The sequence below is a fragment of the Oceanisphaera sp. genome, from assembly GCF_048268965.1.
Classification (GTDB): Bacteria; Pseudomonadota; Gammaproteobacteria; order Enterobacterales; family Aeromonadaceae; genus Oceanimonas.
In genome coordinates, this window is record NZ_JBLWUK010000026.1 from 22,843 (window position 1) to 44,410 (window position 21,568).

The following is a 21,568-nucleotide window of genomic DNA, read 5'->3' on the forward strand; positions in this document are numbered from 1 at the left end:
GTGGAGCAACGGCTGGTTACCCCCACCGCCTTTAATACCTTGTTGTGGCGGGTATTGGTGATCACGCCACAGGGATACAGCGAGGGCTTTATTTCGTTGCTGGATAAAAAGCCCCCTGTCTTTACCGAACACGACCGGGGCGTAAGCCACTACCAGGCCTGGCAGCAACATCCATCCGTGGCGCGGCTGGCCTGGTTCAGCAAAGGCTTCTTCAAGATGAGCGAGCAACAAGGCATGCTCAGCATCACCGATTTACGCATGGGTCAGGAGCCCGGTTATGTGTTCAGTTTTGTGGTGGCCGAGCGAGGGCCGGGCCAGGAGTGGCAGCCCCTGGCTCAGCCGCAACAGGTCAGTGAACGGTTGCCGATGAAGCCGGCGCTGCACTGGTTGTGGCGTCGGGCCCTGGGGGAGCCGTTGCCGTCATTGCCACGCTGGCTTGCCGACACCCGCTTTGGCTGCCCGGCTGCAGATAAGGGCGCAATATCGGCTCCATGCCCTTGAGCACCTGCACCGGCAGGGCCGAGGTAAAGTTGAACTTGTCCGACTGCTGGCCCGGCACATAGGCAGTCAGGGTGCCAAAGTGGTGTTCACCCAGATAAAACACGAAGGTGGCGGTGCGGTTGCGGGCCTGGGAGGTGAGCACCTGCCCATGGCGGGAGACGGTTTGAATGCGGTTGTCACCGGTGCCGGTTTTGCCGCCCAGCGTCAGCGGGCTGCCATCGGCCAGGGTAAAGCTGCCCTGCAAGCGGCGAGCGGTGCCGCCTTCTACCACTTGCGATAATGCCAGGCGCAGCACCTGAGCCACCTCTTTGGTCATCACCCGTTGCGCCTGATGAGTCTGTTGCAGCAGCCGGGTTTCATAGGGGGTGTCGGCGGCAAAGTGCAGCTGGTTCAGGCGCACCGTGGGCAAGCGCACGCCGTCGTTTAGAATAATGCCCACCAATTCGGCCAGCGCGACCGGCTTGTCGCCCGAGCTGCCAATGGCGGTGGCCAGCGAGGGAACCAGGCTGGCAAACGGAAAGCCCAGCTGTTGCCAGCGTTGGTGAATATCGCTAAAGGCTTCTACTTCCAGCATGGTACGAATGCGACTGTCGCGCGCACTGCGGTGGCGGGTTTTAAACAGCCAGCCGTAGACTTCCTGGCGCTCTTCTTTGCCGGCGTCGGCGGCATCATTGAAGCTGGCATCGGGATGATGCTGCAGGTAATTCAGCAGCCACAAGTCCAGCGGGTGCACCCGGGCAATATAGCCCTGATCCGGCAGGCTGTAGGCGCCGGGCCCATAACTGTGATAAAGCTGCTCCAGGCGCCGCTCGGTCAGCGGGGAGTGGGGCAGTCGTTGCTGCAAGAAGGCGCTGAATTCCTCGAGGCTGGCCTGGGGCAGCAGATAACGATGCACCGCCGCCAGTCGAGTCGGGGTGGGGCGCAAGCCATTAAAAAAGTCGGCCAGGCGCTGCTCTGGCGTTTTGCCTTGATGCTTGCGCCAAAAGCGTAACAGAAACACCCGGCCTTCCCGGTCGGCAAAACGGCTTAAGTATTCCTGTCGCCGGGGGTCTTTATCGTCGGCCAGCAACTGGGCCCGGTTTTCATTCTGATAAATGCTATAGCGCACTATGTCACGCATCACCCGAATAAACGGCAGGTTAATGGACTCGCGCAAGGCCTCTATCAGGGTCGGATTGCGGTGATCGTCCTGGCGACGAAAGTTGTTGAAGGTATGCAGGCCGCCGCCGGTAAAAAAGCGCTCGCCGGTGCTGGCGGAGTAACGACGCTCCAGCGCCGCGTTGAGCATGGCGGGCAAGGCGTGATCCGTATTGCCTTGCAAGTAGGCGATGGCCCAGCGGCTGAGCAGATCGTTGGGGGCGGGGGTTAGCTCCCTTAAGGCCTGGGGTGACTTGCCGGCGTACTTTTTATGCAGTTCGGCAATTATCTCCAGATAAGTGGCCATCACCCGCAACTTGGCGGTCGAGCCCAGCTCCAGCTTGCTGCCTTCGTTAATGTCGAACGGTTGAAGCGTGTTATCGGTTTGCACCCGCACATAAAAACCCTGTTCGCCACGCTCGAACAGGGTAAAGCTGTATCTGACCTCGGCGGTTTTTTCCGGTGACAGCAAACGTTCGCCATACAGGCCGATGCCGCGCGCTACATCGGGGTCGGCCAGTTGTTGCAAATACTCGGTGACCTGCTGTTGCAGAGCGGCATTCAGGGTGGTGCCGGCCGACAAGTCCAGCCGGTCCAGCTCATAAAGCGACAGCCCCAGCAAGCTGGCCAGGCGGCCGCGGGTGACCATCAGCGTTTTGCTGTTTTTTACATACTGGGTGACCGGCGCCGCGCTAAAATCACGGAACACCAGTCGCTGGGCCAGGGCCGCGTCACGCAGGGCGGGGCTGATCATGCCCGCCTGGGCCTGCAGCCGCAGATAGCTGTTGGTCAGGGTGTGCAGATCGTCACGGCCGCGATACAGGTAATAAGAGGGGCGGCGCTGGGCAATCATCAAACCTATGATCTGGCGCAGCGCCAGCCCTTGCTCGGCCAGGCTGGCGGAGGACCCCGGATCCAGTTGCTGATTCACCTGATGCAGCTCGGCACCAAACCAGATCCAGAGACCGTCTCCCAGGCCGTGAATTTCACCGTGGCCCGGGGCGGCGGCCAGCGGCACCGAGTTAAGATAAGCCAGCGCTATGTTTTGCCGGGCGTTCAAGGTATCCGGGCCTTGTTGATAGGCACGTACGCTGGCCGAAATCATCTGCCGCAGTTTTTCGCCGGCCGATTGGGTCTGGCCGCCCGGGGAGTGACGGTATTTTTCTATTTGCGTGGCCAGGGTACTGCCGCCGGCCGAGTCATCCTGAATGGCCAGCGCCCGGCCCACTTGCGACAGCGCCGCCTTGGTAAAGCGTGGCCAGTCTACCGCCGGGTTGGCGGCCGGATGCGCCTGACTCAACATATCCCGGTTTTCAATAAACAGCAGGGTATTGACGACAAGCGGCGCTATGCTGGCAAAGTCGGGGTAGTGACGCTGCGGATAGGAAAAATCGTAAATGGGCTCGCGTCGACAGTCGCCAATCAACAGCCCGGCCCGGGTTTTTTCTTCATAGGGCACAAACAGGCCGTGTTTGCTGTATTGCAGCAGGGCGTTGGAAAACTGCGCTTGTTCCGAGATCACAAACTGCTGCTTTTGCAAACGGGCAAACAACTCTGGCAGTCGGGAATACCCCAGCCGGTGGTCGAACGGCCCCTGAACGGGAAAGTGGATACTGGCGCTGGGGCCGGGTTCGATGGAGTAACGCAAGGTATCGGCATAGCGGGGGATCTCGCGCCCCTGTAGCCAGGAGGTGCGCATTTCAAACGCCAGCAACAGCCCGCAGGCCGTTAATATTAACAGCAGCAATCCCCAGAGCAGCCAGCGCCAGCGACGTCGCCGGTTCAGGCTGGGTTTAGGTTGTGCACGCCGCAGCGTGGCGTGTTCTATGTTTGGTACCCACCCCATCAATGACCCCTTAGCGCCATCAAATATCGAGACTTCCTATGATAAAAGCCTAGCTGGAAAGCGAGCCTTACGTGCTGATTACGCAGAATTTTTTGTATTTTTACAAGACATATCGGTGCCTGACTCGGCAGCCGGCATCCTTGTACTGTTAAAGCTGGTCCAGCTCGGTTAAAAAGGCGCGCACGCGCTCGGCATTGGCACCTAAATCACTTTTACCCACGCGGGATGCCGAGCGCATATCGACACGGGTCGCCACCGTGCTCGGTTGTTGATTCGGGGTCAAGCGATCGGAGGTTGTCGGCTCGGCCGACCCGGTATCGGAAAGCGCGACTGGGGTCAGTCGAATGGCGATATCATCGCTGAATCCGAATAGGGTGCTGCGGGCAACCGCTTCCAACTGAGTATCACTATTGGCGGTGATGGTCCAGCCGCGTCGGGCGATGAGCACCTTCACCTGAGTATGCACCTGCTTGATGGGGGCGTGCACAATCAAGGGTTTGATCTCCGGCCAGGTGGCTTGCTGCTGTTGTGCCAGGGCCTCGCCTGCATAATCGGTGTCGTGATCGCTGGCGGAGCGCAAGGTGAGTGCGGCGGTCAGGGCCGGAGGGCGGCGGGTATCCGTGCTGATGTCGTGTATGGCCGGCAGGGTAAAGGCCCGTATTACAAACGGCAGCACCAGCAACAGCAGTAGCGCGGGGGGCACCATGGCCAGCCACTGTCGCTGCCACAAGGCGAGCGGTAACAGCAACAAGGCGCAGCCCAGGCCGGCAAGCAGCAGCAACAGGCCCAGGGTATAGGGCCACCAGTGCAGGCGTGTGCCCACTATGCCCAGCAGCGGGAGCAGCAGGCAGAACAGGGAAGCGAGTGACCAGCGATAAATAAAAAGTGTTTCCATCTTATTTCAATCGGTTAGCATACACATCTATCAACTATGGGTAAGCGCAACGGGCTTGTAAAGGAGCAAATGAGTGCTTGGAAAAACCATCACCGTGTGGCTGCTGAGCCTGGCGGCCGTCTTGCCGATGCCAACTCGAGCGACCGAGGCGATCTTTTCCGGTGGCAGCTTTTGGGTCATGGAGGCGCTGTTTGCCGAGCGTCCGGGAGTGACGCAGATAACAGCGGGCTGGGTACAGGGCGGCCGCTCCACGCTGCGCCGGCAAGCGGTACGGCTTGAATATGATCCGGTACAAATCAGCTACGGCCAACTGCTGACCCTGTATTGGGCGGCGATAGATGTGCTGGATGGCGAAGGGCAGTTTTGTGATCGCGGGCGTGAATACAGCCCGGCCCTGTATGTGCAAACGCCCCTGCAGCAGCGCTATGCCCAGCAAAGCCGCGCCAAGCTGCAGCTGGAACTGGGCAAGCGGGTGCGGGTGCGCATTTTGCCCGCCGGCAGCTTTACGCCGGCAGCGGCCCGCCACCAGCAGTATTATCGCCAGCACCCCTGGTTGTATGGGGGGTACCGGCGTATGTGTGGCTATCCGGCGGGAGAGCGCTTTACACTGTCGACACTTGCAGGCGGTCCGATTGCCACCAGTGCACAATAACATCGGCAATGGCGTTGGCATCGTTCAAGTCCAGCAGTGGCACAGGCGCAGCCAACGCCGGATCATCGGTGGCCACCGCCAGAATGTGGGGGTCGTGCAAACACAACAAGGGTTTGTGATGCAGGGGCCTGTGCACCTCTATTTTGTTGATAGGGGCCTCTCTGAACCCCTCTACCAGCACCAGATCGAGCTGGTGTAAACTGAGGCGAGAAAGAGATTCATGTAAATCGGGTTCTTGTCGCTTGGTGTTTTCGTAAGTGAGAATGCTACGATGGGGCCCCGCCAGCAAACACTGGCTGGCACCGGCATGACGCAGCTCGAAGCTGTCCTTACCCGGCAGATCCTGCTCTACATCGTGATGGGTATGTTTGATAATGCCCACCCGCAGTTGACGCTGGGTGAGCAAACTGACTAACTGGCGTAATAATGTGGTTTTACCGCTGCCGCTAAAACCGGCAAAACCGAGTAAAGAACAAGTACGGGAAGACGCAGACATAACAAGCCCTGAACAGTAATAGCGTGAAGGCAGTGTGCCACGACATCTTGCGCGGGTGGGTAAAAAAACAAAAAATCATCGCGCCAATCACAGATTGGGCACGGCGAAGGCAGTCAGGATAGTTGAAACGGTTTGCAAATACATAACTTACAAAAATTAGGGTGCGCTATGAAGAAAGGAGCATGGGGCCTGCTGGCCTTGTTGTTGCTCAGCCTGGGGGCCAGAGCAGACGAGATCAGCTTTCGTTTAAAGGGCCTGAAAGGCGCTTTAGAAGACAATACCCGTATTTACCTGAATCAGCTGCCGCCCATTGAAGCCGAGCAATTACCTCGTTTTCGTAAAGACATTCAAACCGCAGTCATCACCAGCCTGCAGGCGCTGGGCTACTACAGCCCCGATATTGAAATTACCGCCGATAAAGACAAGCCCGAACGGGTATTGGTGCAAGTGACGGCCGGAGAGCCGGTACGCATTCGCGAGCTGAATATCAATCTGCAGGGCGAGTCGCAAAGCGACCCTCAGTTTACCTTGCTGCTCAGCCAGCTTGCCCTGCGTAAAAATGATGTGTTTCAACACAACACCTATGAAAAAACCAAGGCCAGCCTGCTGAGTCTGGCGCTTTCTCGTGGCTACTTTGATGCCCAGTATCAACATAATCAGGTACTGGTGCACCCCCAGGAAAATGCCGCCGATGTGATTCTGGTGTTTGACTCCGGGCCTAGATACAAGTTTGGTGAGCTGCAGGTCGACAGCGATCGTCCCGTGGCCCGGCTGCTGGATCCCCTGGTCGAGATAAAGCCGGGTGCTCCCTACCAGGCCGGCGAGATTTCGAAACTGAGTCGTGCACTGTCGAGCACCCAGTACTTTCGCACCGTGGAAGTCTTGCCCATGATCAGCGAAGCCGATGAAAACCACCGGATCCCCCTGTCGGTCGTGTTGCGTGCCAAGGCCAATAACGAAGTGGAAGTGGGGGTCGGCTTTTCAACCGACGAAGGCCCCAGACTCTCAAGCAGCTGGGACAAACCCTGGATCAACAGCCTGGGCCACAGTCTGCAAACCAACCTTAAAATATCCGAACCCAAACAGGATATTACCGTCGTGTATAAAATCCCCCGTGGCAACCCGCTGAATAACTACTACACGGTGCAGGGGGGCTATCAGATGCTGGACCAGGACGATACCAAGAGTGATCGCATTGTGGCCTCGATACACCGCTGGGACAAAGACGCCGAAGACTGGACGCGGGATGTGTTTATTCGTAGCGAATTTGAATCCTATACCCAGGGTCAGCAGTCCGACGAGAGCTTTTTGCTGATCCCCGGGGTGAGCTATAACCGTACTCGGGTCCGCGGCGGGCTGGATCCCGACTGGGGCGACTCCCAGCAGGCGACTCTGGAGCTGTCGGAACCCTGGTGGGGATCCAACACCCGCTTTATCCGTTTGTTTGGCCGCACCAAGTGGCTGCGCACCGTGGGTGAAGGGCAGCGGGTGATTGCCCGGGCCGAGCAGGGCGCGGTCTGGGTCGATGAAGTAGACGAACTGCCGCCGTCACTGCGCTTTTTTACCGGTGGTGACATGACGGTGCGTGGCTTTAGCTATCAGTCGATTACCCCGATAGATGAAAACGGCGACCGCCTGGGCGCCAAATATGCCACCGCGCTCAGCCTGGAATACGACTATAAGGTGGCCGAAAAGTGGCGCCTGGCCACCTTTGTGGATACGGGTACCGCCACCAACGACTATACCGAAGACTGGAAGGTAGGCACCGGGGTGGGGGTGCGTTGGCAAACCCCGGTGGGACCGGTGCGTCTCGACCTGGCATTTGGGGTGTCGGAAGACCAAGTCCCCATGCGCATTCATTTTACTCTGGGGCCTGATTTATGATGTTGACCCGAATACTGTCCGGCCTGGTGGTCGGCCTGTGTCTGTTGCTGATGCTGGTGTTCAGCCTGCTGTTTACTCAGGTAGGCAACCAGTGGCTGTGGGGCATTGCCAAACAGCAGGTGGCTGGTCTGGATGGCACCATGGAGTCGGGCCAGCTGGGCCGGGGTTGGCACTTTACCGAGTTGAGCTACGAGCAAGACTCGCTGGCCTTTTCGGCACGGGACATCACCCTGGAATGGCAACTGGGCAAGCTGCTTGATCGTCGCCTGTGGTTGCAGCAGCTGGTGGCAGAAGACATAGAAGTGACCATCAAGGACTTTGCCGAAGCCAAGGAAGAGCAACCGGCCGACCCCCTTGGCGACTTCACGCCGCCGCTGCGTATCGACCTGGACGATATTCGTGCCAATAATGTAAAAATTTCGTTGCCCGGACAAACCATTGCCTGGCAAAGCCTGCAGGTCGCCATGCACTGGGATGCCGACGGCATGGTGGTCACCGGGCCCGAGATGAGTGGCCTGACGCTGACGCTGCAAGCCAACGATGAGGCACCGGCTGCGGATAAACAACCGACGAGCAAAGCCTCATCCCCCCTGGCATTACCCGAAGTGGTGCTGCCATTTCCCATCAAGTTGCAAGGCTTTAACCTGACCGACAGCAAGCTGGTGCAAAACGGCCAGACCCGGGCGTTGCATGCCCTGGTGCTGGAGCTGGAAGGCAAGGGCAGCACCATCAAGATTGTGCAGGCCGAGCTGGATCATGAGCTGGCGGCATTACAACTGGGCGGCGACGTGACCCTGACCGGGGATTATCCGCTTAATCTGGCGCTGAGCGGCACGGTGCGCAAGCCATTGATGGATGGCCAGCTCAACGGCCAGACAGTGGCGCTGACGCTGACGGACAGCCTGGCCAAACTCAAAGGCAAGCTGGCCCTGGGCGGCGTTCTTAACGCCAATGGTTCATTAAGCGCCGAGCCCCTCAACCCCACATTACCCTTTGATGTCTCGCTTGACTGGCAGCAGCTGGGCTGGCCGTTCAAGGAGCCCCAATGGCGACTGGAGCAGGGCAAGCTGCGGCTGAAAGGCCGGTTGGAAGATTACCAGCTGACCCTGAGCAGTGAAGCACAGGGGCCAGACTTGCCACCGCTAGGCATAAAGCTGGCGGCCAAGGGGGATTTACAGGGCGCCAGTATTGCGCCATTGACCCTGACGCTGCCCAAGGGCGAAGCCAACATAGACGGCAAGCTCAACTGGGCCGATGGGGTGGACTGGCAAGGGGTGCTGGCGCTGAAAGAGGTGGACCCCGGTGCCTTTGTGGCGGGCATGGATGGCAAGCTGAACGGCAAGCTGGATACCCGCTTTGCGCTGCAGGGCGAACAATGGCAGCTGAATGCCGATCCGGATATTCGTGGCGTGCTGCGTGATTATCCCTTGTCCCTAAAAGGCCAGGTTACCCTGGATCAGGCCCTGCAAGGCAGCGTTAACGAGCTGAAGTTGACCAATGGTGATAACACCCTCACGGTCAATGGCCGGATCACCGAGCGCTGGCAGCTGGACGGTGTGCTGTCGGCCCCCAACCTGACGGTGTACGCCCCCGGTTTATACGGGGATTTGGCCGGGAACATACAGGTGCGCGGCGAGCTGAAATCCCCCGAGCTCAAGGCGAACCTCAACGGCAAAAAAGCCGGCTTTAACGATAACGAAGCCCGGGACATTCGCCTGCAGGCCAACGCCACCCTGGGCGAAAACATGAAGGGCGATCTGCGCTTCACCATAGATCGCATTCGCTCGGGCGAAATGACCTTTAACAAGCTGCAACTGACCGGCCTGGGTAATGAAGCGGCACACCGGCTCGACCTGAGCTTTAGCGGCGATCCCCTGGCCGCCGAACTCGCCTTGACCGGCAGCCTGAGTAAAGATGGTTGGCGTGGCCGCCTGAGCAAAGGCGTGCTGGATACGCCGCTGGAACGCTGGACGCAGCAGCAAGATCTGGTGATGACGATGCAGGATGCGCGTTTTCGCGCCCAGCCCCATTGCTGGAGTTCACGAAGGGCGTCGTTGTGCTTCGATGCCATTAATGCCGGTGCCGAAAAGGGAGAGGCGGGACTCAATATTCGCGACCTGAACATGGCTCGCCTCAAACCCTTCTTCCCCAACGACTTTTCGTGGGAAGCCATGCTGAATGGGCGAGTCAAGGTAGAGTGGAACGGCGGCACGCCTCGACTTAATGCCGACATCAGTACCACGCCGGGCACTTTTGTCAGCGGCGGTACCCGATTGGACTACCAAAGCTTGTCTCTGACCAGTGATATGGCCGATAACCGACTGCAGTCGGCATTGAGCTTTCGCTCTACCCAGCTGGGGCAGCTGACCGTGAATGCCAATGTGGACGATCTGAACGGCCAGCGGGGGCTAAGCGGCAATCTGAACATTAACCAGCTCAAGCTGGACTGGCTGGCCCCGCTGCTGCCGGAAGTGGCGCGACTGCAAGGCACGCTGGCAGGGCAGGCACGGCTGGAAGGCACCCTGGCTGCTCCCTTGCTGTTTGGCAATCTCACCCTGAGTGGCGGCGAAATAGATACCTATTCCGACATGGTCAAGGTGCGCGACTTTACCACTCGCCTCGACATCAGAGGCACCAATGCCACCATTAACGGCCAGCTTAAAGTAGGCGGCGGGCCGCTGAACATCAGCGGCGAACTGGACTGGCGCGAATTGCCGGTAAGTGGCGAAATTCGCCTCAAGGGCCATGATCTGGAAGCCGGTTATCCGGGCATGGGCCGGGTGCGAGTCAGCCCGGATATGCAGATTACGCTGGGTGAAGCCGCCAAGATCCGGGGGGATATCGTTATTCCCTGGGCGCGCATAGAAGTCAAAGAGCTGCCGGAAAGTGCCGTTGGCCTGTCGCCGGATGTGGTCATAGTGCAGCCCTCGGGGATTATTCCCGAAACCGTCGCCCCCAAGCTGCCGATCGATATACGCATTAATGTGCGCATTACCGAGGACGTACGCCTGGAAGCCTTTGGTCTGGATACCCGGCTGGAAGGCCAGTTGCGCCTGGTGCAGCGGCCCAATCGCAGCATGCGGGCCAATGGCGAAATTCGACTGGTTGACGGCAAGTTCAAGGCCTATGGCCAGAACCTGCTGATCGACGAAGGCAGTATTTTATTCAGTGGCCCGCTGGATGTGCCTAACCTGAAGGTAGAGGCCATTCGTAACCCGTCCAGCATGTCCGATAGCAGTATTCGGGTCGGGGTGCGGGTAACGGGCACCGCCAATCAGCCCGAGCTCAAGGTATTCTCGGAGCCAGACATGACTCAGGCGGAGCAGTTGTCTTACCTGTTGCGCGGTCGAGGCCTGGACGGCGGCAGTGATACCGATGGCAACGCCCTGGTACAGTCCATGTTACTGGGCGCAGGCGTGAGCAGCGTGGGCGGCCTGGTGACCAACGTGGGTGAAGCCCTGGGCTTGCAGGATGTGTCGCTGGACACAGGTGGCAGTGGCGAAAACACGGAAGTGAACATCAGTGCTTATGTGTTGCCCGGATTGCAAATCGGTTATGGCGTTGGGGTGTTTTCGGCCATCGGTGAGTTGCGACTGCGCTACGAGCTGCTGCCCAGGTTGTACTTGCAGGCCGCCAGTGGCCTGAACCAGGCGATAGACCTGTTTTATCGATTTGAGTTTTAACCCAAAGGCGGTGAGACGTGAGGAGTGAGGTGTTAGACGTTACCCCTCACGCCTCACTCCTTATGTCTCACGCTTGTTTGCATGTGGCAGAATCTGCCGGTCACACACCTGATGGCTCATGCTTTTTCCATCGACCTTGGGTAAAGTAGCTGCTCGTTAATTGATTCGGCAGCCGAGTACAGACCCCATTATGATGCCTTCGTCTTTACAACAACAGGAACGGCTGGCCCACATCATGTTGGCTGGCATGGGGGTTTATGCCCTGTTGGCGATGCACCTGTACCTGCCGCATTTATTTGGCATTGGTCTGCAACTGCCCTTTAACCTGGTGGGGTGGTTTTTTGTGGGCCTGATGACGGCGCTGGGCTTGTGGAACTGGCAGCGCCGCCGCCTGTTGACCAGTCGATTGTGGTTGGGGCTGGTGGCGGCCAGCACCTTGTTGTGGTTGCCCTTTTTCTATCTGCACAACAACACCGTGGCCGGCCACGCCTTGCCGCGCATGCTGGGGCTGTGCGGTGGCCTGCTGTTTTACCTGGCATTGCAACAGTGTCGCTTCAACGCCCGTGGCCGCCGTTATCTGCTGTATTGCCTGCTGGGGGCGGTCAGCGTCGAAATTATGCTGGGCATGGCGCAGTTTTTTGTGTTGCAGCCGGACAACTGGTTTGGCTACAACACCCAGGTACGCTCGCCCTACGGTATTTTTCAGCATCGTAATGTCATGGCCAGTTTTGTGGCCACCGGCATGGTGCTGGCCATTTACCTGTGGCTGCACGAAGCCAAAACCCCCAAACGCTGGTTTTTGCTGAAATCGGCGTGGTTCTCGGCGGTGTTGGGCGCCGGTGCCATTCTGGTGGTGTTGCTGCAGTCGCGGGCGGGTCAGCTTGGGCTCCTGCTCGGCCTGCTGTTGTTGCAGCCGCTGCTGTGGCAAACCCTGATTAAAACCCGTTCCAAACGCTTGCTGGCCAGCCTGTTGCTGATCCCGATAGGCATTATATTGGGTGTCTTCGGGCTGGAAGTCTTCGACATGAGCAAGCGCAGCCTCAGCATTTATACCGAAGCCGATGGCCGGTTCGATATCTATGCCCATGGCCTGCGCATGTGGCTGGACAAGCCCTGGTTCGGCTTTGGTTATGGCAGTTTTGAGTCGGCGTTTTATCGCACCTATGCCACCTGGCGCGAGCTAACGCCGGGTGCCAAGCCGCTGTTCACCGAAATGGGACACCCGCACAACGAGTTTTTGCTGTGGGCCATAGAGGGCGGTGTGGTGCCATTGCTGGGGCTGATTATAATGACGGGCCTGGTGTTGCGGCTGTTTTATCGGTTGCCGATAGTACAAAGCCTGGCCTGGATTGGGGTGTTAACCCCCATTTTCATTCACAGCCAAACCGAATTTCCCTTTTATCATTCGCTGCCGCACTGGTTTATGGTGCTGGTGCTGATTTTTGTGATCGATGCGCAATACGGCCAGCGCCGGCTGCTGGCGCCACCGCCAGGCTGGAGTCGCTGGCCGGTCAGGGCCTGGGGAGTGGGGCTCATGTTGTTTATGGCCACGGGCCTGTATGCCGGCCAGCAGCTGACTCGCTATGCGCACAACGATGACCATACCGAGGCCCAGCTCGCCGCGGTGATCAACCCCCTGATCTGGTACGACAGAGTCGCCTTTTATCGCCATCACTGGCAGTTGACCAAGGCGCTGCTCAGCCAGGATCAGGCCGAGTTGCTGGACTATGCCGCCTGGGCGCGGCGCTTTGTGCTCCATACCCCCAGGGCCGGGGTGTATTACAACGCCTATCTGGCACTGGGCAGTGCCGGACGGGAAGACGAAGCCCAGCAACTACTGGGTGAAGCCCGGCGCTTGTATCCTAATGTGCGCTTGTTGCGCAGCACCAGCATTCAGCATGCCAGAAATCACCTTGCCGAGATCAGACCCGATATGTCTGTCGCCGAGCTGAATAACGCCATCCCGCTATACGATAACTTGCGCCCGGCCATCGGCGGCGCTTACTAGGTGGTTTTATTGTGTCACCCTCGAGCTGGCAGGGCCCATAAGTAATCTCTTATAACTGATGTGGATTTTGGCGCTGGTTTTCCTTTCTCGTCACCCCCGCGAAGGAACGTCATCCCCGCATAGGTACGTCATCCTCGCGAAGGCGGGGACGGGGACGGGGGTCCAGTGTCTTTGCCGGTGCCAGCAGACTGACAGTTCTGCGCCACAAGCCCTGGATTCCCGCCTTCGCGGGAATGACGGCAGGGGTGTGCGGGAATGACGGCAGGGGTGTGCGGGAATGACGGCAGGGGTGTGCGGGAATGACGGCAGGGGTTTGCGGGAGTGATGGCAGGGAGTGACGGCGGGAAGTGCGCGGCTGTGGCTCCCTAATCAATAAGCCACCAGTAGTCGTTGTTGTGCCTGGTCAATCGAGGCTAGGGTTTCAACCTGCACTGCATCATGCTGCCAGTTGATCTGGTGGCCCGTGCTGGCGTAAAGCTGCTGGTTCAGACTGTCGGGGGTGGCATTGGGGCCCAGCTCGGCACGGCGACCGCCGGGCAGATAAATGGCACCAGTGGCAAAATCCACGGCAAAGGCCACCACGCCCGGCACAATAAAGAATAACAGGCCCACGCCATTGGCAATGGCCACCACAGGGTCTATGCGGCCGCTAATCTGGCCCTTGCGTTCGGGATAAAACACGGTACCACAGGCCGCCAATTGGGTGGTCAGGGTACTGGCCAACAACAGCGCCACTATTTTCTTCCTGGATCCTGTCATGTCATTGAGTCCTTATTGTGAGTTTGCATGACAGTGTACTCGATGATGGTATTGTTTGAATCTGCTTTTACGCTGTTATGACATTAGCTGGCGTGAGAGGATAGGCGGTAAATGGCAAAAAATGAGCCCTAGCCTGCCGGTGGCTTTTAAATCAATAGCTTATTGGTATGACAGCATTTTTTTGGCGACGAACAAGGCTATAATGGCCAGGGTTGCGGAAGTTGGACGCGGTTTAACTATGTATATTCAAGGAGATTAGCAATGGCAGAAGAAACCATTTTCAGCAAGATAATCCGTAGGGAGATTCCTACCGAAATCCTGTATCAGGATGATCTGGTGACGGCGTTTCGCGATATTGCACCCCATGCCCCCACTCATATTCTGATTATTCCCAATGTCTTGATCCCCACCGTGAATGATGTGGAAGCCGAGCACGAACAGGCGTTGGGTCGCTTGTTTACCGTGGCCCGCAAGCTGGCGGCCGACGCCGGCATCAGCGAAAGCGGTTATCGTTTGATCATGAACTGTAATCGCGACAGCGGCCAGGAGGTGTACCACATTCACATGCATTTGCTGGGCGGCCGCCCCCTGGGGCCCTTGTTGGCAAAATAAGTGGGCTAAATAAGCAATATCTCAAACCGATGTGGATACTGGGTTCCCGCCTTCGCGGGAATGACGACAGAACCACACCTGTTATGCGGGATTACTTAAATTGGCCAAGCAAGTCGACTTGACACAGTGAGCAAACAAGGAAGCTTATGAACGCATTTCGCTTAACATTCGTGCTGGCCGCCTCGGTCGCTCTGGCTGCCTGTAGCATGCCAAACCCGTACTCTTCGCAGCCGGCACCGGTGCGCTCGACCGGGCCCAGCACACCCAGCCAGCCGCAACAGCCGTTGCCACCCCCGGTAGTGCAACCGCCGGTGATCGAGATGCCAGCCGCACCTCCGGCTCCGATCCCCGAGGTGCGTAACGCCAGCCTGGAGCGTCTGGTTGACGGGCTGGCAGCCAAGCTGAAAAACAGCGCCGCCCTCAACGAAGTGGCCGGGCCGGTACTGCTGGACAACATTCGCAACCAGGCTGGCAGCCCGGTGGACACCAGCGGCCTGACCGCACGCCTTCGCGCCAGTCTGAGTGGCCAGTTGCGCTTTGCCGACGGTGCCAAAGTGAGCAGCCTGCGCCAGCAGCTGGCTTATCAGGGTGGCCGTGCCGACATGGCGGCCCTGGTACGCCTGGGCAAGCAAAGCGGGGCCGATTATTTATTGTCGACCGAGCTGACCCGCAGTGGCAGCAACCTGAAGTTGCAGGGGCAGTTAATGGAGCTGGCGAGCGGCGAGCTGCTCTGGTCTGATAGCGTGAGTGGACGATAATACACTGCTTGAGTTGCTGCCCTCGCACTTTCGAGGGCAGTTAACGCCGTTGGCGGGGGGCTACACCAACCGTTGCTGGCGGCTGACCACGGCCAATGGCGTTTACTGGTTACGGCTGGGCAGCCCGCATGCCCGGGCGTTAGGTATTAATCGAGAGCATGAACTGCTTGCCCATCAGGCCGCCGCCAGGGCGGGCCTGGCCCCCAGGGTGCATTTTGCCGAGCCGGAACGTGGGCTACTGCTGCTGGACTGGCTGAGTGAACGCGACTGGCAACAGGCCCCAGGCGATATGAATGCGCTCATGGGCCGGGTGGCGCGGTTGCACCAGCTGGATAGCACACTGCCACTGTTAGACTTGTCCGCCCAGGCGGCGCATTATTGCCAACAATTACAGCCGCTGGCGCCCGAGCTTGCCCTTTATCTGCCTGTTTTTGCCCAACCTGCCTTGAACCTGCCTTTTCAGCCGGTGTTGTGTCACCACGACATTAACGCCGCCAATGTGCTGGGCACTCGCCCCTGGCTGCTGGACTGGGAATACGCCGCGTTGGGTGACGCCGCCTTCGAGCTGGCCGTGATTGCCGACAGCTTCAGCCTGAATGGGGCACAACAGCAGGCGTTGCTGGCGGCCTATAACCGGTCGGGTGGCAAGGTAAGCGAGGTGCGTTTTCAGGCGCGGCTGCCTTGGGTACAATGGCTGACGGCCTTGTGGGCGGCGCTGCAGTTTCAGAAAACGGCCAAGCCGGAATATCTCGCCATGCAGCAACAAGCACTGGCAAAGCTGAAGAGCTTGGTGACTTGGTGAAGAGTGAAAGGTAAAGCGTGAGGAGTGAAGGGATCACTCCAGGTTTACCCTTTCACTCTTTACGCTTCACACTTTACCTCGCTCTTCACACCTCACGGATTTTAAATAATACATCGCCATGTGGCGGCAACGGGAGTGGCAATGGGCCCCTTTATTCTTGATGTAAACAGCTATGAACTGGACGGCGAAGAGCGGGAGTTGCTGGCGCACCCCGCGGTGGGCGGCGTGATTTTCTTTAGTCGCAACTACCACGACCGCGACCAGCTCAGTGCCCTGGTCAAGGCGATTCGCGCCGTTAAACCGGGCCTGTTGATTACCGTGGATCACGAAGGCGGGCGGGTGCAGCGCTTTCGCGATGGTTTTTTTCCGCTGCCGGCCCCTGGCCGGTTGGCGCAGCAGGGCGGCTCGGATAAACTAGCCCTGCTGGCCGATGCCGGCTGGCTGATGGCGGCAGAGTTACTGGCCCATGACATCGATTTGAGCTTTGCTCCTGTGCTGGATTTGGAGCGGGGCAGTGAAGTGATTGGTGATCGCAGCTTTGGCAGCGAGCCGGAAGAGGTGATCACCCATGCCCGCGCTTATATTCAGGGCATGCACAGTGCCGGTATGGCGGCGGTGGCCAAGCATTTTCCCGGCCATGGCAGCGTGCGTGCCGACTCGCATAAAGAGAGTCCGGTCGACCTGCGAGACTTCAACGACATCGACCAGGCAGACATGGTGCCGTTCAAGACCTTGATCGCCGAAGGCCTGGTGCAGGGCATGATGCCGGCCCACGTTATTTATTCGGCGGTAGATGATCAGCCCGCCGGCTTTTCAAGCTTCTGGCTCAGGCAAGTATTGCGCCAACAGTTGGGCTTTAACGGCCTGATTTTTAGTGACGATCTCACCATGGAAGGGGCCGCCGTGGCAGGCAGCTATGCCGATCGGGCGCACTGTGCCTTGCAGGCCGGTTGCGACTTGCTGCTGGCCTGTAATAACAGGGCGGGCGCCGTACAGATTATTGATGCACTGCCCCACGACTTGCAGCGTGATCTGTCGAGCTTGCAACCGCGCAACCGTGCTGCAGACAGCAGTCTGTATCGCAGTCGCCGCTGGCAAGAGGCCAGTGAGCGGATGCGCCGATTAGCGGATGCATAATCCCTTATAAAAACAGTGATTAAGAGTTGATTTTGCTTGCGGATAAAGTTGTAACCCGGGTTGCAACTTTATCGGTGATCTTATTGTTGAGGGTGGAATACAGAACCTTCGGTTATGGCCATTGCGCTCGCAGATGAGCAACGAACCGCATTGCGTGACGGGAAAGCGCCATAACCGCAGGTTTTTTATTTTGTTTAAGGATGAATGTAATGACAAAAATTATTGTAGTAGGCGGTGGTGCCGGCGGTTTGGAGCTGGTTACCAAGTTGGGTCGCAAACTGGGCCGCAAGGGCAAGGCAGAAGTGACGCTGGTGGACAGAAACCGCACCCATTTATGGAAACCCCTGCTACACGAAGTGGCTGCCGGCGCCATGGACTCGGGCATAGACAGCTTGAGCTATCGCTCTCATGCCCATAACCACGGCTTCCATTTTCAGCTGGGCTCGTTAAGTAACATCGACCGGGACAGCAAAACCATTACCCTGGCGCCCATGCTGGACGAGGCCGGTAAACCCATGCTGGGCGAGCGTACCTTGTCGTACGATATTCTGGTGCTGGCCATTGGTTCTGTCTCCAACGATTTTGGCACCAAGGGCGTGAGTGAGCACTGTATTTTTCTGGACCGTCCGCAACAGGCCGAGCATTTTCACGACGAGCTGATGAACCGTTTCATGCAGTACGGCGAGGGCGAGCTGTTGCAGGAAAAAGTGGATATCGCCATCGTGGGGGCAGGAGCCACCGGCGTTGAGCTGTCGGCCGAATTGTATAATGCGGTCGAGCACCTGGGCGCCTACGGATTTAAAAATCTGAGCCCCGACTGCTTGCGCCTGACGCTGATAGAAGCAGGCCCGCGCATTTTGCCTGCCTTGCCGGAGCGCATCGCCGGCATGGCGCACAAGGAATTGCACCAGCTGGGCGTTGACGTGCGCACCAAGACCATGGTGGTGGAAGCCACAGATAAAGGACTGATAACCAAAGACGGCGAGCTGATCCCGGCCACGCTCATGGTGTGGGCAGCGGGGATTAAAGCGCCCGATTTCCTGAAAGACATCAGCGGCCTGGAAACCAACCGCATTAACCAGTTAACGGTAAAACCGACGCTGCAAACCAGCCGCGACGACAGCATCTTCGTGATTGGCGACTGCGCCCATTGCCTGCAGGAAAATGGCAAGCCGGTGCCACCGCGCGCCCAGTCAGCCCACCAGATGGCCAGCCTGGTCTATCGCAACATTCGGGCCCGGCTGAACAGCAAGCCCCTGAAAAACTATGAGTATAAGGATCATGGCTCCTTGGTTAACCTGAGCCGCTACACCACAGTCGGCTCGTTAATGGGTAACCTGATGCGCGGCAGCATGATGGTAGAAGGCATGTTTGCCCGCACCGTGTATGTGTCGTTATACCGGATGCATCAGGTGGCCTTGCACGGTTATATTCGCACTGGTCTGATGATGCTGGTGGGCCGCATCAACCGCTTGCTGCGCCCCAGACTGAAGCTGCATTAATACGGCGGGCACAGGTTAACGCCCGGCAGTTACACCGTTGAAAACGGGAAGGGAAACCTTCCCGTTTTTTGTTGGGCGCCTGCGGGTAGAACTGGTGATAGAGCTAAAATAATAGCTGTTTGTCGAGGTTGCTGAGCCGAGTAACAGCGAGTGGTGCTATACGAGGATGGTTTTTTATTATCAGTTTTTTATGTATTTAAAATAAAGGTATCTTAGAAGAAAAATCGGGATGGAATTTATCGTAAGCACCCTCTACCTTATAATTGACGTCTGCTTTTCCGAGTGTTGAAATATTTTAAAAAACATCATGAAAAAACTATCGGTACAGTAACATTTTTGTGAGAAATAAATTTACATTCATATGAGTCTCTGGTTAGTGTTGGTCGTTCGTTTCAGTGGGGTTTATAAAACTACCCTGCTACGCATAACCTGTAAGCAATACGGCGTAACTCATGTGGGTTTTGGTGGTGGTTTGCCTTTATCGTCACCCTCGCGAAGGCGGGGGCCAGTGTCTTTTCAGGAGAAGCACAGGCTGACAGAACTGCGCCACAAGCCCTGGATTCCCGCCTTCGCGGGAATGACAAGAGGGGGCGGAATGACGGGAGAACCGCACCTGTTATACGGGATTACTTAAGTAATACGGCGTAACTCATGTGGATTCTGTAGCCGGTTTGCTTTAAAGGTTAAAAGCATCTTCGCCACGGAGTCCACGGAATCCACGGAAGAACACGGAAAAATTAAGATAAAGAGCCAAGAGCGAACTTTGACTTGGTAAGACCTTACAAGAGATATGCTCTTGGTTTGTCGCTATTCGTCCGTGGTTTCTGTGGATTCCGTGGCAAAAATAGGTTTAAGTGTTAGTTTTTTCTTTGCCAAATTGGGCTGTAACATACAACCACATCTGTTATGCCAGACTGCTTAGCTAAAGCGCAGAGCTGAAAAGGGTGGAGAGCATTTAGCTAGATGCTTGGGGCCTGACGCTATTTATTAATTTATTCGAGGCGAGGTAGCCTTAGATATTTAAAGTAAAATAACTAAAAAATACACATGAGTTATGCGGTTGTCGCATTATCTATTTCGGCTGCTTCTTGACTGTATTCGTACCTGCTTTTACTTGATCTTGTCGCGAATCAGGTTTTTGTCAGAAGCTTGTATGAGTCATCGCATAAATGGAAATTATCATGAAAAATCTTATTTTGATTGAAACGCGTGATGGCAAGCATGTGATAGAGCATACGCTGACACAGCTACAAGTCCTGACTGCCCAGCCGGGAGCCGTTTATACCCTGGTTGATAAAGGTAGTCAGACTCCGCCGCAAGGGCTCGTGCTCAAGCGTAAGGGTAATCATCTTGAAGCGGAAGTCGAACAACAGCTGGTGGCGCGTATTGAGGGATTTTATGATGAAGATATGGCGGCAATATATAGCCTTGATGGCTCCTTAACCCCCGCAGATGGCATGCTGCTCGGTAGTGCGGATGCCAGTCTGGCGGCGTCCGGTGCCGAAGGAGAGGTGGTGTGGCAGGCAGCCGGGGACGAATCGAGTGGCTTGACGGCATTTAACATTGGATTGGGTGCGATTAGCATCATTGGCGGAGGTGTGGCACTTGCTGGCGGTGGGGGATCAAGTGATAGTACGAGTGCTACGAGTGCTACTGCTGCTAGTGCATCGACGAATTATGATCTGACGGTTGCGGCCGCGGCCGGCCCATTTCAGTCGGCCATGGCTGTTGAGGTCTATGACAAGGCCGGTAAGCTGCTGGCCACCGGAGAGTACAACGCCGGCACAGGTCAGTTCAAGGTGTCGATCAGCAGCGGTTATCGGGGGCCTTTACTGGTCGTGTTAATCGATATCAATGGTGATGCAGGTGACTACCTGGACGAAGCCAGTAATGAGCTGCTCAGCCTGGGCGGGTCGTTGCGAGCCATGGCCTATGCCGATGGAAAGAATGATGTTCATGTTAGTGTGACGCCGTTAACGGAGCTGGCCGTGCGCATCGCCGGTATCAGTGGTCATCAGGTGACAGAAGACAATCTGGTTGTTAACGACCTGATAGCCAAATTGTTTGGTGTGAGCAACATCCTGGCACCGGTGGTCACTGTGGTTGAAGACAGTTACAACCCTGAAGATGGGATCAGCGAGGCGGAGAATTACGGTAACGTCCTGGCGCTGTTGTCGGGAGTCGCTCAGCACAGCGGTGGCTTGTCCAGCTCTCTTGCTCAGCTACGGACCGGGATCATGACACAGGAAAATGGCAACCTGGCCATGACCCAGGCAACTGTCGAGCGGCTTGCCAGCGGTGTAGATGCATTTCTGTCTGGTGCCAACGCCGACAAAGCAGCACTGACTCAAGAGCTTATCGAACTGCCAGTGATCGCAGCTTCGAGCGGAGGTATTAACGCCACCGAAAAAATGACCGGTGTCGAGGTGGGAATAAAAGGAGTACAGGCCGGAGACACGGTAACTCTGCAATGGGGGAGCCAAGTCTACATAAGTAAAATAGTGGCGGAAGACATCAACAGCGCAGGAGGGGCGTTGCTTACTGTGCCAGGTAGTGTGGTTGAAAAGGCAGGTGATGGCACGGTGGCCGTGAGCTATCACATTAATGATAGGGCTGAAAGTCCGGCAGTATTGATTGCAGTGGACACCATTGGGCCAGCGGCTCCCACCATGTCCTTGGCCGTCGATAGCGGCAGTTCTGCCAACGATGGTATCAGTCAGCAAGGTTCAATCAATGTCGGTCTGGCATCTGATGTATCCAGCTGGCAATACAGCCTGGACGGCGGCGCTAGCTGGAACACCGGCACAGACAGCAGCTTCGAGTTGGCGGATAACACCACTTATGCCATCGGAGATGTGCAGGTGCGCCAGACCGATAAAGCGGGCAATACTTCGCC

At 57.2% G+C, this 21,568-nt stretch carries 14 protein-coding genes; 10 read left to right on the forward strand and 4 right to left on the reverse strand.

The window, feature by feature from the left end:
* Positions 1–349: 349 nt before the first annotated feature.
* Together ACN0VL_RS11745 and ACN0VL_RS11750 are read right to left on the reverse strand one after the other, a co-directional pair.
* The gene (locus ACN0VL_RS11745) at positions 350–3,484 is read right to left on the reverse strand and encodes a transglycosylase domain-containing protein (protein ID WP_417617582.1); all 3,135 of its coding nucleotides are present in this window, start codon (positions 3,482–3,484) and stop codon (positions 350–352) included.
* Positions 3,485–3,632: 148 nt separating this feature from the next.
* Complete coding sequence (locus ACN0VL_RS11750) at positions 3,633–4,379, reverse strand: DUF1499 domain-containing protein (RefSeq protein WP_417617584.1); 747 nt, start codon at positions 4,377–4,379, stop codon at positions 3,633–3,635.
* A gap of 73 nt (positions 4,380–4,452) precedes the next feature.
* On the opposite strand from ACN0VL_RS11750, the gene ACN0VL_RS11755 reads away from it, so the two are divergent.
* Positions 4,453–5,031 (forward strand): peptide-methionine (S)-S-oxide reductase, encoded by a 579-nt coding sequence (locus ACN0VL_RS11755; protein ID WP_417617586.1) that lies wholly within the window; start codon positions 4,453–4,455, stop codon positions 5,029–5,031.
* On the opposite strand, the gene mobB is transcribed toward ACN0VL_RS11755, so the two are convergent.
* Positions 4,982–5,527: a molybdopterin-guanine dinucleotide biosynthesis protein B gene (mobB, locus tag ACN0VL_RS11760; protein WP_417617588.1), complete on the reverse strand. Its 546-nt coding sequence runs from the start codon at positions 5,525–5,527 to the stop codon at positions 4,982–4,984. The two genes, ACN0VL_RS11755 and mobB, sit on opposite strands and share 50 nt — an antisense overlap.
* A gap of 168 nt (positions 5,528–5,695) precedes the next feature.
* On the opposite strand from mobB, the gene ACN0VL_RS11765 reads away from it, so the two are divergent.
* The 3 genes from ACN0VL_RS11765 to ACN0VL_RS11775 all read left to right on the forward strand — a co-directional run bounded on the left by ACN0VL_RS11765 (position 5,696) and on the right by ACN0VL_RS11775 (position 13,102).
* A complete protein-coding gene (locus tag ACN0VL_RS11765) occupies positions 5,696–7,411 on the forward strand; it encodes an autotransporter assembly complex protein TamA (RefSeq protein ID WP_417617590.1) in 1,716 nt (571 codons plus the stop codon).
* On the forward strand, positions 7,408–11,094 hold the full coding sequence (locus ACN0VL_RS11770; protein ID WP_417617592.1) for a translocation/assembly module TamB domain-containing protein: 3,687 nt from the start codon (positions 7,408–7,410) through the stop codon (positions 11,092–11,094). The genes ACN0VL_RS11765 and ACN0VL_RS11770 overlap by 4 nt, the downstream gene beginning before the upstream one ends.
* A 190-nt stretch (positions 11,095–11,284) precedes the next feature.
* Positions 11,285–13,102 carry a Wzy polymerase domain-containing protein gene (locus tag ACN0VL_RS11775; protein ID WP_417617593.1) on the forward strand — a complete coding sequence of 606 codons (1,818 nt, stop codon included), beginning with the start codon at positions 11,285–11,287 and terminating at the stop codon, positions 13,100–13,102.
* Between the two features lie 369 nt (positions 13,103–13,471).
* On the opposite strand, the gene ACN0VL_RS11780 is transcribed toward ACN0VL_RS11775, so the two are convergent.
* A complete protein-coding gene (locus tag ACN0VL_RS11780; RefSeq protein ID WP_417617595.1) occupies positions 13,472–13,861 on the reverse strand; it encodes a hypothetical protein in 390 nt (129 codons plus the stop codon).
* Between the two features lie 261 nt (positions 13,862–14,122).
* Between ACN0VL_RS11780 and hinT the strand changes: the two genes are divergently transcribed.
* The 6 genes from hinT to ACN0VL_RS11810 all read left to right on the forward strand — a co-directional run.
* Positions 14,123–14,473 (forward strand): purine nucleoside phosphoramidase, encoded by a 351-nt coding sequence (gene hinT / locus ACN0VL_RS11785; protein WP_417617597.1) that lies wholly within the window; start codon positions 14,123–14,125, stop codon positions 14,471–14,473.
* A gap of 146 nt (positions 14,474–14,619) precedes the next feature.
* The gene (locus ACN0VL_RS11790; RefSeq protein ID WP_417617599.1) at positions 14,620–15,231 is read left to right on the forward strand and encodes a penicillin-binding protein activator LpoB; all 612 of its coding nucleotides are present in this window, start codon (positions 14,620–14,622) and stop codon (positions 15,229–15,231) included.
* Positions 15,221–16,033 (forward strand): phosphotransferase, encoded by an 813-nt coding sequence (locus ACN0VL_RS11795; protein WP_417617601.1) that lies wholly within the window; start codon positions 15,221–15,223, stop codon positions 16,031–16,033. Before ACN0VL_RS11790 ends, ACN0VL_RS11795 begins: the two co-directional genes overlap by 11 nt.
* A gap of 141 nt (positions 16,034–16,174) precedes the next feature.
* Positions 16,175–17,170 carry a beta-N-acetylhexosaminidase gene (gene nagZ, locus ACN0VL_RS11800; protein ID WP_417617603.1) on the forward strand — a complete coding sequence of 332 codons (996 nt, stop codon included), beginning with the start codon at positions 16,175–16,177 and terminating at the stop codon, positions 17,168–17,170.
* Positions 17,171–17,379: 209 nt separating this feature from the next.
* Positions 17,380–18,672: an NAD(P)/FAD-dependent oxidoreductase gene (locus tag ACN0VL_RS11805; RefSeq protein WP_417617605.1), complete on the forward strand. Its 1,293-nt coding sequence runs from the start codon at positions 17,380–17,382 to the stop codon at positions 18,670–18,672.
* A 1,181-nt stretch (positions 18,673–19,853) separates the two neighbouring features.
* Positions 19,854–21,568, forward strand: a 1,715-nt coding sequence (locus tag ACN0VL_RS11810; protein ID WP_417617607.1) for a hypothetical protein, incomplete at its 3' end; no start/stop codon positions are given.